This window comes from Pseudoalteromonas sp. ABE4_541 (assembly GCF_056312285.1).
Map to the genome: position 1 here is coordinate 57,420 of NZ_JBSVEM010000011.1, position 15,078 is coordinate 72,497.

Annotated in this window: 13 protein-coding genes; 2 read left to right on the forward strand and 11 right to left on the reverse strand. The window is 44.7% G+C overall.

What is annotated here, in order from left to right; all coding sequences use genetic code 11:
- Nucleotides 1–53 precede the first annotated feature (53 nt).
- Nucleotides 54–1,208: a patatin-like phospholipase family protein gene (locus ACW689_RS12225; protein ID WP_476291709.1), complete on the forward strand. Its 1,155-nt coding sequence runs from the start codon at nt 54–56 to the stop codon at nt 1,206–1,208.
- Nucleotides 1,209–1,225: 17 nt separating this feature from the next.
- Here the strand turns inward: ACW689_RS12225 and ACW689_RS12230 are convergent, their stop codons facing one another.
- Nucleotides 1,226–3,193, reverse strand: a complete 1,968-nt coding sequence (locus ACW689_RS12230) for a monovalent cation:proton antiporter family protein (RefSeq protein ID WP_476291711.1) — start codon at nt 3,191–3,193, stop codon at nt 1,226–1,228.
- A 144-nt stretch (nt 3,194–3,337) separates the two neighbouring features.
- Between ACW689_RS12230 and ACW689_RS12235 the strand changes: the two genes are divergently transcribed.
- Nucleotides 3,338–4,234, forward strand: a complete 897-nt coding sequence (locus ACW689_RS12235) for a GGDEF domain-containing protein (protein WP_476291713.1) — start codon at nt 3,338–3,340, stop codon at nt 4,232–4,234.
- A gap of 41 nt (nt 4,235–4,275) precedes the next feature.
- Here ACW689_RS12235 and ACW689_RS12240 read toward each other — a convergent pair whose 3' ends face one another.
- The 10 genes from ACW689_RS12240 to ACW689_RS12285 form a co-directional block, all read right to left on the reverse strand.
- Nucleotides 4,276–4,617, reverse strand: a complete 342-nt coding sequence (locus ACW689_RS12240; protein WP_476291858.1) for a hypothetical protein — start codon at nt 4,615–4,617, stop codon at nt 4,276–4,278.
- Entirely contained in the window at nt 4,610–5,929 is a 1,320-nt protein-coding gene (tilS, locus tag ACW689_RS12245; protein ID WP_476291715.1) for a tRNA lysidine(34) synthetase TilS, read from the reverse strand. The genes ACW689_RS12240 and tilS overlap by 8 nt, the downstream gene beginning before the upstream one ends.
- A 52-nt stretch (nt 5,930–5,981) precedes the next feature.
- Nucleotides 5,982–6,938, reverse strand: a complete 957-nt coding sequence (gene accA / locus ACW689_RS12250) for an acetyl-CoA carboxylase carboxyl transferase subunit alpha (RefSeq protein ID WP_476291717.1) — start codon at nt 6,936–6,938, stop codon at nt 5,982–5,984.
- Between the two features lie 16 nt (nt 6,939–6,954).
- Nucleotides 6,955–10,446, reverse strand: coding sequence for a DNA polymerase III subunit alpha (gene dnaE, locus ACW689_RS12255; RefSeq protein ID WP_476291719.1), 3,492 nt, complete (start codon nt 10,444–10,446; stop codon nt 6,955–6,957).
- 2 nt (nt 10,447–10,448) lie between these two features.
- The gene (rnhB, locus tag ACW689_RS12260) at nt 10,449–11,045 is read right to left on the reverse strand and encodes a ribonuclease HII (RefSeq protein WP_476291721.1); all 597 of its coding nucleotides are present in this window, start codon (nt 11,043–11,045) and stop codon (nt 10,449–10,451) included.
- Complete coding sequence (lpxB, locus tag ACW689_RS12265) at nt 11,035–12,189, reverse strand: lipid-A-disaccharide synthase (RefSeq protein WP_476291723.1); 1,155 nt, start codon at nt 12,187–12,189, stop codon at nt 11,035–11,037. Before lpxB ends, rnhB begins: the two co-directional genes overlap by 11 nt.
- Nucleotides 12,190–12,270: 81 nt before the next feature.
- The gene (lpxA, locus tag ACW689_RS12270) at nt 12,271–13,041 is read right to left on the reverse strand and encodes an acyl-ACP--UDP-N-acetylglucosamine O-acyltransferase (protein ID WP_476291725.1); all 771 of its coding nucleotides are present in this window, start codon (nt 13,039–13,041) and stop codon (nt 12,271–12,273) included.
- Nucleotides 13,042–13,044: 3 nt separating this feature from the next.
- Nucleotides 13,045–13,497 (reverse strand): 3-hydroxyacyl-ACP dehydratase FabZ, encoded by a 453-nt coding sequence (gene fabZ / locus ACW689_RS12275; RefSeq protein ID WP_476291727.1) that lies wholly within the window; start codon nt 13,495–13,497, stop codon nt 13,045–13,047.
- Nucleotides 13,498–13,511: 14 nt separating this feature from the next.
- Nucleotides 13,512–14,552, reverse strand: coding sequence for a UDP-3-O-(3-hydroxymyristoyl)glucosamine N-acyltransferase (gene lpxD / locus ACW689_RS12280; RefSeq protein ID WP_476291729.1), 1,041 nt, complete (start codon nt 14,550–14,552; stop codon nt 13,512–13,514).
- A complete protein-coding gene (locus ACW689_RS12285) occupies nt 14,552–15,070 on the reverse strand; it encodes an OmpH/Skp family outer membrane protein (protein ID WP_476291731.1) in 519 nt (172 codons plus the stop codon). Before ACW689_RS12285 ends, lpxD begins: the two co-directional genes overlap by 1 nt.
- Nucleotides 15,071–15,078: the final 8 nt, after the last annotated feature.

The following is a 15,078-nucleotide window of genomic DNA, read 5'->3' on the forward strand; positions in this document are numbered from 1 at the left end:
TAATTTTACTGACGAGCGATTTTTAAAAAAGTTCATTGTTTTTTAGAGGTTTTATGAATTTAAAACAACGCATGGCCAATCAACCCAAAACCGCCTTACTTTTAACTGGTGGTGGCGCTCGTGCAGCTTATCAAGTAGGTGTATTAAAAGCGTTGGCTTTGAGTATGCCACGAACTGCGCCTATTCCATTTCAAGTGATCAATGGCACCTCGGCGGGCGCGATTAATTCTGCCGCCTTGGCATGTTACGCCTCCTGTATGCACTTGGCTGTTCGCAAAATTGAGTGGGTATGGCGTAACTTTCATTCGCACATGGTGTATCGAAGCGACTTTTTAGGCGCTTTTGGTTACTTACTTGCCAATGCCATGCGCAGTTTTCAATCGAGTCATATCAATCACCCACCAGCCAGTATGCTAGACAATGCGCCTTTGCGTAAATTACTCAATGAGGTGTTGGATCTTACCCGTATCGAACGCAATATTCATAAAGAGTTTTTAGATGCGGTATCGGTCACGGTATCTAGTTATTCCACGGGCCGTTCGGTGGCTTATTACCAAGCTAAAGATGCACAACCGTGGCAAAGAGCAAAACGTGAGGGCGTACCTGGGCCTATTTCGCTTGATGTTTTAATGGCATCCAGCGCGATTCCTATGGTTTTTCCTAGTGTGCGCGTTAAGCATCATTACTACGGTGATGGCTCCATTCACCAATTATCTCCTTTAAGTCCATCGATTCACTTAGGGGCTGAGAAGATTTTTGTGATTGGTGTAGAGCAGCCAAAAATACGCGCACCACTGGGTTATGAACCTCATTTTCCGGGTATGTCGGCCATTGCCGGTCACTTGCTAGACAGTGTATTTAGCGACACCTTACAGTCAGATCTAGAGCGCTTGCAACGGGTTAATCGCACCATTGGCTTGTTACCAACCAAAGCAAAAGATAAACACAAAGAGCTAAAGCCCATTCAAACGCTGGTTATTAACCCAACCGTTAATTTTAGAGACATTGCTGAGCAGTATTACGACGACATGCCATTGGCCATTAAGTTACTGTTACGTAGTATTGGTGTTAAGCGACACTCGTCTTCAAGTTTAACCAGTTACTTACTGTTTGAGAAAAACTACACCCAACGGTTAATTGATATTGGTTATCAAGATGGTTTAGAGCGCCTTGATGAGATCCGCGCATTTTTGGAGCTTGATCAGTAAAAAGAGCCAATGCGCCGCTAGCCTTTTAGTAAAAACTGCTCAGCCCGCTCTACTCTCCTTGGCTTACCTTTAAGCAACAGAATATCATTGGCCAATAGCACAATGCTTTTTTCAGGGGCTTCAAGCTCTTGGCCGTTTCTGCGCAGTGCGGTGATCACCACTTTTTGTTTGTCTAGCTCAAGTTCATCAATGCGTTTGTTTACTGCAAAGGCAGAGTCTGGCAAGGCAATCGCGTGCAAATACTCCAGTCTATCTGAGGCTGTTTCGCTTGCATCTTGCTCGTCACCCGCAAAAAAGCCGTGTAAGTACTCATAACGATTATGCCGCTCTTTACTCACACGACGAAATATTCGACGCATTGGCACGCCCGACATGTGCAATACATGCGACACCAACATTAAGCTCGCTTCAAGTGCTTCTGGTACCACTTCCGTAACACCCAACTCTTTAAGTGCATCTAAATAGCTATCATCCGTTGAACGAGCAAGTATTTTAACCTCTGGCGCAACGCGCTTTATCGCGTCTATTACTTCATGACTTTGATTAAAGTCAGAGCAGGTAATGATCACTAAACGGGCTTTATCTACATTGGCAGACTTCAGCAGCGCTTGTGAGCCCGAGTAGCCAAACATAACAGGCTCAGCGGCGGTTTGAGCCTCCTCAACGATGCGCGGATTGCGCTCAATCGCCACATACGGGATCGCCTCTGGTTTTAAAAAACGTGCAATGGTTTGCCCAACACGGCCATAGCCTAAAATCACGACATGATCGGTTAATGATTCACCTTGAATAATGTTGTCACGTGCTTGACGATATTGCTCTCCGTTCACGTTTAACTTGCGTAAAATTTGCGGTGTTCGTTCAATCAGGTAAGGGGTGAGCGCCATAGACAACACACCCAGCGCAATTAAAAATGAGGCACTGTTTAAGTCTAATAGATTATGTTTGCTGGCAAGCGCCACCAGCACAAAGCCAAACTCTCCCATTTGCCACAGCAAAATACCCGCAGCCAACGCATCCTTTTTGCTCTCTCCCATTAGTTGAGCGAGCAGCGAAATAATCAACACTTTGAGTAATAACAACACCGCCAACGCTAAAAGTATGTAGCCGATTTTATTCATCACGTATGGAATATTTAACTGCATACCTACGGTAACAAAAAAAAGACCCATGAGAATATCGCGAAACGGTCTTATCTCGGCTTCTAATTGATGACGATATTGGCTTTCCCCCAGCATCATGCCTGCTAAGAATGCGCCAAGTGCCATCGAAAGGCCAAACAAGTATGTCAGCCCACCTGCACAGAGCGCTACAACAATGGTCGTCAATACAAACAGCTCATCGGTTCTTACCGAGGCCACTTCGTTAAAGATTTTTGGTAACAACCACTTCCCTATTGCCCAAAGCAGCAAGCACACAAATGCCCCTTTGGCTAAAGCAAATGCAAGCGCCCCAACCAGTACTTGATTGTCAGACTGGGCAATCAGTGGCAGCGCAATAAGCAGTGGCACCACGGCGATGTCTTGAAATAAAAGCACACCAATCGCAAGCTGGCCGCGCCTGAGATTTAGCTTACCACTCTCTTTGAGCATTTTGACCACCACCGCAGTAGACGAGAGCGCCATTAAGCTGGCAATAATAAATGCACTGAGCCAATCATAGCCCAACGCTTTAACCACAAACATGCCAACGATTGAGGTAATAACCACTTGTAAACTGCCCAAGCCAAATACGAGGTGGCGCATCGCCATGAGTTTGGGCACTGAAAACTCCAAGCCCAAACTAAATAATAAAAATACGATCCCTAACTCGGCAATAAAGTGCATTTCATAGCTAGAGCTCATCCAGCCAATACCATGGCTACCTGCCAAAATGCCAGTGACTAAATAGGCCAAAATCGCTGGCAAGCCAACGCGCTTAAACAGCCACACTAAAACGACAGCGGCAAGCAATAGGGCAAAAACCTCAGCAAAAATACTCTGCAAATGGCCTCCAAGGTGTCAAAAACTTGGGAATAGGTGAAGATGCTCGTCATTAAATATAGCAAGCAGCTGTTTTTCAGCCAGTTTAATTTCTTGGCACATTTCTCGCTTAAGCAATAACAAAGTAGTAGTTTAGGGGATTGCTAGATGGAAAATGTCCATATTTTGGCCCAGAGAGTATCAACGCGCGGCGATTTCTTGCCGTTCGATACCGAACAGTTTATTCAGCGCGATATTGATCCGATCCATAAATTAGTTGAGCAGCTGCAAACAACGCTGCATCTTGACGAATTACTGACGGTATTTGCAGATCATGCGCAGCGTATTATTAAGTTGTCAGGCTTGCAATTTCACTCGCCTTTGGGTGTGGCACAAATGAACCAAAGTGATAATCAACATACGCCGTTTAAGTTCGATTTAGAACTTAATGGTGAACATCTTGGTCAGCTTGTGTATTTTTGCCAATATCAACTAGGCGATGGTGTCATGGCAAAATTATGCCGCCTGCATAAAGCGCTGCTTTACCCGCTTAGAAATGCGCTGACTTATAACCGCGTTTTAAAACTCGCAACAAAAGATGCGCTAACCGGACTCAATAACCGCAGCCAATTTACCGACAACTTAACGCAGTTAATTGAGCGGAACCGTCGCCTGCACAGCAACTTTAGCTTAATGCTGCTAGATTTAGATAACTTTAAACAGGTGAATGACAGACAGGGGCACAGCGTAGGTGATGAAGTTCTGATCAAATTTGCAGATATCTTAAAGCAGTCGGTTCGAAGCACAGATACCGTATTCCGCTTTGGTGGTGACGAGTTTGCGGTGATCATCGATGATCCTCAGTTTACCACCAACAAAGTGATTGCTGAGCGCATAATGAATACAGTACGTCAGTGTCATTTACTGTCTAAATATGATGTCACAACGAGTATTGGCTTTACTTTGTCGAACGTGCAAGATTGTGAAAACAGTATTTTCGCCCGCGCAGATAAAGGGCTATATAAAGCCAAAGCCGCAGGCAGAGACTGCGCTCGCACCATTTAAAAGTGATAAACATTGGCTCAGCCTCCCTAGCTGAGCCATTCCTATTTTCTTAGCCAAATAAAGCGATAAGCACTTAGCAGCAGCGCAAAGCCGGCAAAAAATCCGCTCACCACCAATAGTAAAGCCAAAAAGCTTGGTAATTCGCTCTGCACAATTAAAAACAGAGGCATGAGTAACCCTAAAATGAAGAAACTTCCTCCTTTACCATGCCAATAGCACAGAAGTAACGCTGCACTTGCACAACCAAACCCAATCGCATTTAGTATGTTGCTGTACACAGGTGCGGCATCAACGGCCAATACCACCGCCAGTATGAAAGTGGTAAATAACACCGCCCAAGGGGCTTTATTCGCTAACGACTCACCTATTTTTTGATTATTCATCACTACATAACTCCCACTTTATGCCATTTTCTCGCGTATAAAGCGTATGTTCAAAAAAGTAACCCACTATTTGTACCAAGGTGTCATCATAGAAAACCAACGGAATGTGGTTTCGTTGCCAACTTGGCACGCCTGCTTCTTTCAGCCAATGTTTTACCGTATTACGACCCGGTTTATTACGAGGACGGATCTTCTCATTCAGTAAACCAAACCGAATAGAGATCTTTTGCATCGGTTCTGGAGGCTGAATACCTTCGCCTGCCACAACGGTGAGCTGCGTGCCCTCTTCAAGTTCTAGCGACTCAAGGCCTACGTTGTTCTGCGCTTGTCGCACAGGCATTTCTTTTACGCAAAACAGCTGCTTTCTAAAACCTCTTACGTCAGCACCTTTAAATACCATGCGTAACTGCGCATCTTCTTTGCTCGTAAGCGCTTGATGAAGTAACTGCTCAAGCTGAACCTTCGATGGCATTTCTACCTGATGCTGTGCCAGCCAGGCGCGAACCACATTGGCTTGTCGCAGCGAACTGAATTTTGACAAACTATCAATATCAATACTGCATTGGTACTTGTGCAAACACTGTTTGAGATCTTGCTGTGTGATTTCGTCAATCAAGGCTTGTTGTTGCTGTAGCAGCTCAATACTGCGCAAAGCACTCCCCAAAAAGCCATTAAAGCGATTTTTGAGCAGTGGCACGACTTGGTTGCGCAAAAAGTTACGATCAAAACGGTTGTCTTGGTTTGAGCCATCTTCAATATTTTTCAATGCAAATTGCTGCGCAAATGCCTCTATGTCTTGACGACTCACCGACAACAGCGGGCGAATACATACTCGATTTGCGTTAAGCACTCGACGAGCACGCATTGCACTTAACCCACTTAGACCTGATCCGCGCTTTAAACGCAATAAAAAGGTTTCTAATTGATCGTCACCGTGTTGCCCAAGCACTATCATGCTAGCCGGTTTAGCTAACGCATCTAACGCTTGATAACGTGCTTCTCGCGCTTGTGCTTCAAGGCTATGACGACTTTTTTGCTCAATGGCCACGCGTGTGGTTTTAAATCTAATCTTCAGACTTTCACACAACTGCGCGCAAAACTGTTGCCAACTCACGGAATCTGTCGACAGTCCATGGTCAATATAAATGGCTTCGAGTTCTAAGCTCGGTTGTTGCTGTCTCAACGCATGACACAAATGGAGTAATACAACGGAGTCAACGCCACCAGAAAGCGCGACACTCATTGGCGAGTATTCAGGATTAAGTTGATTGAGCGCGGCTAAAAACTGCTTATAAAGTGTCGTATTTATCATGGTCCATAACGTAAAAAAGCCGCAAAATGCGGCTTTTTAGTGTATCACTTAATTAGCAGTAACCGAAAGACATCAGTCTTTGATAACGTTGCTCAAGCATAGTATCAACACCCAGTGCTTCCAAGTCAGCAAGGTCGCGCTTTAGCTGTACTTTTAAGTTTTTAGCCATGGTGTCGTAATCACGGTGTGCACCACCTAGCGGCTCATCAATAATATTATTGATTAAGTCTAGCTCTTTAACACGCTGTGCCGATACACCCATCGCCTCTGCTGCCAATGGCGCTTTTTCAGCACTCTTCCAAAGAATTGATGCACAACCTTCTGGTGAAATAACTGAGTAAGTGCTGTATTGCAGCATGTTAACGCGGTCACCTACACCGATTGCTAACGCACCACCAGAACCACCTTCACCAATAACGGTACAAATGGTTGGCACTTTCAGCGCCGCCATGACTTTAAGGTTGCGAGCAATCGCTTCACTTTGACCACGCTCTTCAGCGCCAACACCCGGATACGCCCCTGGTGTGTCGATAAAAGTGATGATTGGCATTTTAAAACGCTCAGCCATTTCCATCAGACGCAAAGCTTTACGGTAACCTTCTGGTTTTGGCATACCAAAGTTGCGCTTAATTTTTTCCGCCGTATCACGCCCTTTTTGCTGACCGATCACCATAACTGGTTTGCCATCAAGACGTGCTACACCACCAAGAATAGCGGGGTCGTTTGCAAAAGTACGATCACCTGCAAACTCGTCGAACTCGGTAAAAATGCGCTCGATATAATCGCGAGTGTATGGACGAAGAGGATGACGCGCTAATTGAGAAACCTGCCAAGCACCTAAGCCTGAAAAGACTTTTTGAGTTAACTCTACGTTTTTCTCTTTTAATCGCGTAATTTCTTCTTCAAGGCTCAGATCTAAACTGCCCGAGCGGCTAACATTTTGTAACTCTTTGATTTTTACTTCCAACTCTGCAATCGGAAGTTCAAATTCAAGATAATTGAGGCTCATGCGCTAAACTACCTGTTTAGTTAAATTCTAATTCTATTTCTTGCGCCGCCAACTGCGACAACCGCGTAAGTAGGTCATCTGTTGGCGTCACACACCATTGGGTTCCTAGCGTTAGCTCAGCTAATGCATCAGGACGCTGATACATGATCTTTATCGGACATGTACCAAATTTATAAGGTTCTAGGACTTTTCGTAAATTATCGAAGAAGTTAGCTTCAATTTGCACCATATTTAGCGTCATTTTTATTGCTCTAATACGTTTTTCACGTGCTTGAGCTATGGTACAGACATCTCTAGCGGTCATTGTAATGCCACCGGAGAAGTTATCAAAGCTGACCTGTCCTGTTATTACCAAGATTTGGTTAATTTGCAGCAATTCTTGGTACATTTCAAACTGTTCGGGGAACAAGCGTACATCAATTCGGGCGCTCTTGTCATCTAAAGTTATCAAGCCCCAACGATTACCTTTTTTGTTTATTAAGGTTCTTGCATTAATCACCAAACCCGCTGCCGTACACTGCACATCACGGTTTGTTGGTTGTAAGTCAACAAGTCGACCAGATGTGTAGTATTTAAGCTCTTTTCGGTACTGATTGATTGGATGGCCAGTTAAATACAAGCCGAGCGTTTCTTTTTCCCCTTCCAACCATTGATTATCTGTCAATGGTAATGCTGTGCAAAAAGCTTGCTCAACTTGCTCTGGCTCAACCGCAAGTAAACCAAATAAATCAGATTGCCCTAATGCTTCCGCTTTATGGTGCTGCTCTGCTGACTTCATTGCATCCGTCAAGCTGGCGAGCAAGATAGCTCTGCCGGGCTGATTTTTCTCTGGCCCTAGCTTATCCAGCGCACCCGCATAAATGAGCTTTTCAACCACCCGCTTATTAAGGCGTTTTAAATCAACTCGCGCACAAAAGTCGAATAGGTCTTTAAACTCACCGCCTTGCTCACGCGCTTCTAAAATGGCGTCAACAGGCCCTTCACCCACTCCTTTAATCGCACCTATACCGTAAACAATTTCGCCTTGACGGTTTACCGTAAACTTATACAAGCCTGCGTTTACATCGGGTGGCAGAAGGGTCAACTTCATGTTTTCACATTCATCCACCAAGGTCACAATTTTGTCGGTATTATCCATATCCGCCGACATAACCGCAGCCATGAACTCAGCTGGATAATGTGTTTTCATCCACAAGGTTTGGTAAGAAACGAGTGCGTATGCAGCTGAGTGAGACTTGTTAAAGCCATATCCCGCAAATTTCTCAACTAAGTCGAAGATTTTCATTGCAAGTTCGCCGTCTACGCCGTTTGCAATTGCCCCTTCTTCAAAGGTTGAACGCTGCTTTGCCATTTCCTCTGGCTTTTTCTTACCCATGGCTCGACGCAGCATGTCTGCGCCACCAAGGGTATAACCAGCCAGAACCTGCGCTATCTGCATTACTTGCTCTTGATACAAGATAATACCGTAGGTAGGCTCTAGAATTGGAATAAGGCTATCATGCTGCCACTGGGCATCAGGGTAAGAAAGCTCCTCTCGACCATGCTTACGGTCGATAAAGTTATCTACCATGCCTGATTGCAAAGGACCGGGGCGGAACAGTGCCACCAAAGCTATCATATCTTCAAAACAGTCAGGCTTTAGACGACGGATCAGATCTTTCATACCGCGTGATTCAAGCTGGAACACCGCCGTGGTTTCCGCGCGTAGCAACAGCTCGATACTCTTTCTGTCATCGAGTGGAATGGCATTGATGTCGACTGCCTCTTTGCCCTCTCTTGCCAAGCGCTCGTTGGTCATATCCAGCGCCCACTGCAAAATAGTCAGGGTTCTGAGGCCTAAGAAGTCAAACTTAACCAAGCCCGCGGTTTCTACGTCGTTCTTATCAAACTGAGTAACGGGAAACTTACCTTCTTCATCGCAATACAAAGCGGCGAAATCGGTAATGGTGGTAGGCGAGATAACAACACCACCGGCGTGTTTACCGGCGTTTCGTGTACAACCTTCCAAGATCCGACACATGTCTATCAGATCACGCACTTCCTCATCACCGTCGTAGGCTTCTGGTAATCTGGGTTCCACATCAAACGCTTTGGCTAGCGTCATGCCGGGATCGCCCGGAACCAGTTTAGAAATACGGTCAACAAAACCGTAAGGGTGCCCGAGCACTCGGCCCACATCTCGAATTACAGCTTTGGCCGCCATGGTACCAAAGGTGATGATCTGCGATACCGCATCGCGGCCATACAACATGGCAACGTGGTCAATTACTTCATCGCGTCGGTCCATACAGAAGTCAACGTCGAAGTCAGGCATCGAAATACGTTCAGGGTTCAAAAAACGTTCGAAAAGTAAGTCAAATTCGAGTGGATCTAGATCAGTAATTTTCAGTGCATAAGCAACCAAGGAGCCCGCACCCGAGCCTCGTCCTGGGCCTACAGGAATATTATTATCTTTACTCCACTGGATGAACTCCATAACGATCAAGAAGTAACCTGGGAATCCCATTTGGTTGATTACATCGAGTTCTATCTGTAAGCGATCATCATACTCTTTACGCTTTTCTTGTCGCTCTTGCTCATCAGGAAATAAAAACTGCAAACGTTCTTCAAGACCATCTCGCGATACTTTCACGAGGAAGTCCTCAATTTTTAGATCCCCTGTTGGGTAATCAGGTAAGAAGTACGTGCCAAGTTGCACGGTGACATTACAACGTTTGGCAATTTCAACGGAGTTTTCCAATGCTTCAGGAATGTCACTAAACAAGTCCTGCATTTGTTCAGGCGTTTTTAAATATTGCTCTTTTGAAAAACGTTTTGGTCTACGCTTATCTTCTAACGTGTACCCGTCGTGAATAGCCACACGAATTTCATGCGCTTCGAAGTCATGCTCGTGTAAAAACACCACTTCATTGGTGGCGACAACAGGCAAATCACGCTCGCTGGCAAGCGCGACCGCAGCGTGCAAGTATTCTTCTTCTTGTGCACGACCGGTGCGAATAAGCTCTAAGAAGAAATGGTCGGCAAAGTGTTGCTCATAAAAAGCCAAGGTGTCTAAGGTAAGCTGATGGTTGCCCTTAAGTAGCGCTTTACCCACATCCCCGTCTTTGCCACCAGAGAGTAAAATCAAGCCACTTTTATGCTCTGCAAGCCATTGTTTATCAACTACAGGGCGATGGAATACGTGACCTCGCTGATACGCTTTAGAAATAAGCAAAGTCAGGTTTTTGTAGCCTTCATTGTCTTTGGCCAGCACGACTAGACGACTTGGCTCATCGGGAAATTCATCGCTTTTTAGCCAAATATCAGCGCCAACAATGGGTTTGATCCCAGCACCATGTGCGGCACCATAAAAGCGCACCAAGCCACATAAGTTCATTTGATCTGTGATGGCAAAGGCAGGCAGTGCTAACTCCTGCGCACGCGCAACGACTGGCTTAGTTTTCGCCAAGCCATCCACCATAGAAAAATCACTGTGAACGCGTAAATGTACAAATTCTGGGGCAGCCATTTTTAGCTTTCCCTCATAGCCAAAATCCGCTGTACGGGCTTAAAGCTCTTGCGGTGAAACGGCGTAACACCGTGTAACTCAAGCGCCGCGAAATGTGCTTTAGTCGGATAGCCTTTGTGCCCTGCAAAACCAAACTCTGGAAATTGCGCATCTAGGTCTAACATCTCTTGGTCGCGAGCCACTTTGGCGATAATTGACGCGGCACTTATCTCAGCAACCAAGCTATCCCCTTTCACGACACTTTGTGCTGGCATTTCAAGCTTGGGTAAACGGTTACCATCTACAAATACAAACTCAGGCTGAATGCTCAGACCTTCCACCGCTCGGCTCATTGCCAACATGGTGGCATGAAGAATATTAAGTTCGTCAATTTCTGCAACGCTCGCGCGAGCAATACAGTAACACAAGGCTTTTTGTTTGATCTCTTCAGCCAGCGCTATACGCTTTTTTTCTGAAAGCTTTTTCGAGTCTGTGAGCCCTTCAATCGGATTATTAGGGTCAAGGATCACAGCGGCCGTCACGACATCACCCACAAGCGGGCCTCGACCCACTTCATCTACACCGGCAATTAGTTTTACATTAGGGCGCTCAATCTGCATTTATTAACTCCTCTACCGCTTTGGCAGCTTGTGTGCTGGCATCTAGACGAATGTTGTTGTGAATTTCGTGGAACTTGTTCAACAATTGTGTATTGTCACCCTTTAACATCGGATATAAGGCATCTGCCAGTGCATCTGCATTGCATTCGTCTTGCAAAAACTCGGGCACTAGACGCTGATCAGCCAACAAGTTGGGTAAAGAGAAATATTTGATATTGAAGGTGAAAAAGTTTTTAAATATCCAATAACTCAATGGTTTGAATTTATAGCCAACCACCATCGGCTTTTTATATAGCATAGCTTCTAAAGTCGCCGTGCCAGATGCCAGTAGCACTGCATTTGCAGCCGACATGGCGGTACTCGATTGTCCATCTAATAAAATCGGCTTAAGGTCGGGAGCTACTTTTTGCAAAATGCTTTCAAACTGTGTACGACGTTTTGCATTAACCAATGGAACAAGGACTTTCAACTGAGGGATTCTATTTTTTAGCCTAAGCGCTGTTTGTAGATAGGTTTCGCTCAATAAACCAACTTCTGAACCACGACTACCCGGCAACAACGCCAGCACTAAATCCTCATCGCTAAGACCAAGCTCAGCTCTTGCTGCACTGCTGTCATGTTCAAGGGCTATTTCATCAGCCAATGTATGGCCAACAAACGTACAAGGTACTTCATGCTTATCATAAAAAGCTTTTTCGAACGGCAACAATGACAACACTAAGTTTGTGGCTTCAGCGATGGTAAATATACGCTTTTGACGCCAAGCCCATACAGATGGACTGACGTACTGAACCGTTTTAATGCCTGCCTTTTTTAATGGCTTTTCAACTCGAAGGTTAAAGTCGGGCGCATCAATACCAATATAGACATCAGGCGGATTATCAATGAAATACTGAACCAGCTGCTTACGGATCTTGAGGAGCTTAGGTAATCGCCCAAGTACTTCAACCAAGCCCATCACGGCCAGCTCTTCCATATCGAACAAGGTACGACAACCTGCCGCTTGCATCTTCGGCCCAGCTATCCCAACAAATTCAGCATTTGGATAGGTTTTTTTTAATGCTGCAATTAAGCCTGCACCTAAAATGTCTCCAGATAGCTCACCCGCTACCACGCCTATGGTCATTTTTTTGTTATTGGTCATTGCACTAATCTATTTATAAATAAAAACGCCATACAAAAAATCTGTATGGCGTTCATCAGCATCTTGCTACCGCAGATATTTTTAACGAATAATACCGCGATCTGATGTATCTAAAAAGTCTATCATTTGCTGTACAGCAGCAAACTCAGAAGCGTCTTGTTGCATTTGCGCAACAGCTTCTTCTAAATTTAGGCCTTTACGATACAAAGTTTTATATGCACGGCGCACGGCCATCACTTCTTCACTTGAGAAGCCTCTTCGCTTCATACCTTCCGTGTTGATTGCCGCAGGCTTTGCTGGCGTGCCAGTGGTTGTAACAAATGGAGGAACATCTTTATTCACGCCCGAGTACATACCAATGAACGCATGTGCACCAATTTTACAAAATTGGTGAACGCCTGTATTCCCAGCCAGAATAACCCAATCACCAACATGGACATGGCCTGCCACACTCGCGTTGTTCGCAAAAATAACATTGCTACCAATGACCGCGTCGTGTGCGACATGCGTATATGCCATAAATAGGTTATTGCTACCAATTTTGGTGATACCTTGATCTTGGATAGTGCCACGATGGATCGTTGCACATTCACGTATGATATTGTTATCGCCAATAATTAATTGAGTTGGCTCATCCTTGTACTTCTTATCTTGGCAAGCTTCTCCCACTGACGCAAACTGGTAAATATGATTACCTGAGCCAATGGTTGAAGGTCCCTTTATTACCACGTGAGATTCAATGATACAGTTATCACCAATCACTACATCATTCCCGATGTAGCTGTAAGGACCCACAGAGACGTTATCGCCTAGCTGTGCACCTGATTCAATAATCGCAGTAGGATGGATCACTATTTAAAACTCTCTTCTTGCACACATAAGGTCAGCACTACATACTACTTTGCCATCAACCCTAGCTTCTCCGTAAAACTTCCAGATATCACGGCGCTCTTTCACAAAATCAATGTGAAGGTGCATTGTATCGCCTGGCAGTACTGGTTGCTTAAAACGTGCATTATCAATTGCTGCAAATAAGTATAGCTCGTTCTCGCTACGGTTCTCGACTGTTTTAAAGCCAAGTAAGCCTGTTGCCTGTGCCATAGATTCCAAAATCATAACACCAGGAAAAATTGGCTGTTCAGGGAAGTGCCCTGTGAAAATAGGCTCATTGACCGTGACATTTTTAATGCCATGCAAATATTCACCCGCTTTGTAATCAACTACTTTATCTACTAACAACATAGGATAGCGGTGAGGTAGTAACTTTAAGATTTCTTGGATATCAAAACCATTCAGTTCATTTGCCAAAATAGCGTCCTTTTTTATTCGTCTGTCGTTTTTAGCTGTTCTGTTAGAGACTCTAATGCTTTCAAACGTTCTTTAAAATCAGAAAGATTGCGTAAATGTGCCATATTGCGTCGCCACTCTTTATTGGTGCTGTGTGGCATCCCTGAAGAGTATACGCCTGGCGATTTGATTGCTTTAGTGATCATCGACATACCCGTGATCATCACACCATCGCAAATTTCCATATGGCCGTTAATACCAACTAGTCCTGCAATTTGGCAATGTTTGCCAATTTTAACACTACCGGCAACAACTGTTGCACCTGCAATTGCGGTGCCTTCACCAATCTCAACATTGTGTGCTATCTGGATCAAGTTATCTAAAATCACGTTATCGTGAATAACCGTATCATCCAAAGCGCCACGGTCTATTACCGTATTAGCACCTACTTCGACACTATCGCCTATGATCACACGACCAACCTGTGGGATCTTAACCCATTTGCCAGCTTGATTCGCATAACCAAAACCGTCACTACCAATCACGGCACCTGATTGGAACAAGCAGTTTTTGCCAATTTCTACTTCATGATAAACACTGACATTGGCCCAAAGTTTTGTGTTCGCACCAATTTTTGCGCTGTTACCGATAAAACAGCCGGCACCAATTTGAACATTGTCACCAAGCTCTACATCCGCTTCAACGACTGCATTCGCAGCTATCGCAACATTCTTTCCAAGCACCGCAGACTCATGAACAACTGCACTGGGATGAATGCCTTCACCCACTCGTGGCGTCGTATCCATTAGCTGTGCAAGCTTGGCATAGGCAATATACGGATCTTTTACTACCAATTTATTGCCGTCAAAATACTCAGCATCAGATTCAGATAAGATAACAGCAGCCGCTTCAGTGGTATTCAACTGAGAGCGATACTTACTGTTTGCTAAAAAGCTAATATCTTTATCTGTCGCTTGGATGAGCGTCGCAATTTTTACAATTTGACACTCACCGTCGCCAACTAGCTTGGCATCAATTGATGTTGCTAGCTCGGCTAAACTATAATGTTTGGTCATTATTTCTTGCTTACCGCTTCAACAATTTTGTCAGAAAGGTCCGCTACTTTATCAGGATTGAAGTAAATTGTCGTATCTTTTACTTTCACTTCGTCAAACTTACCGCTTTTAGCAACATCTTCAATTGCATCAATAATGAGCTTCTGAACTTTCGCCAGCTCTTCATTTTGACGTTGCTTAATTTGCGCCTCTAACGGACGACCTTTTTCAGCAAGTTCTTTTTGCATGCCTTGAATTTTGTCGCGTAATGACGTTTTTTGCTCATCGCTCATCGTCGCGCCTTCACGCTGGAATTTTTCCATTTCGAAACGAATATCACCTTGTAACTTCTCAAGAGCTTGACGAGGCTCTGCAAACTCATTTTTAAGTTGCTGCTCAATCTTGGCCATTTGCGGTAATCTTTTGTAGATGCTCTGCATGTCTACAACACCCACTTTGTGAGCAAATGCACTGGCTGACGAGCCCATCATAAGCGCTGCCATTAAACCCATTGCCGTTGTTTTTATAAGTTTTTTCACAATTAACT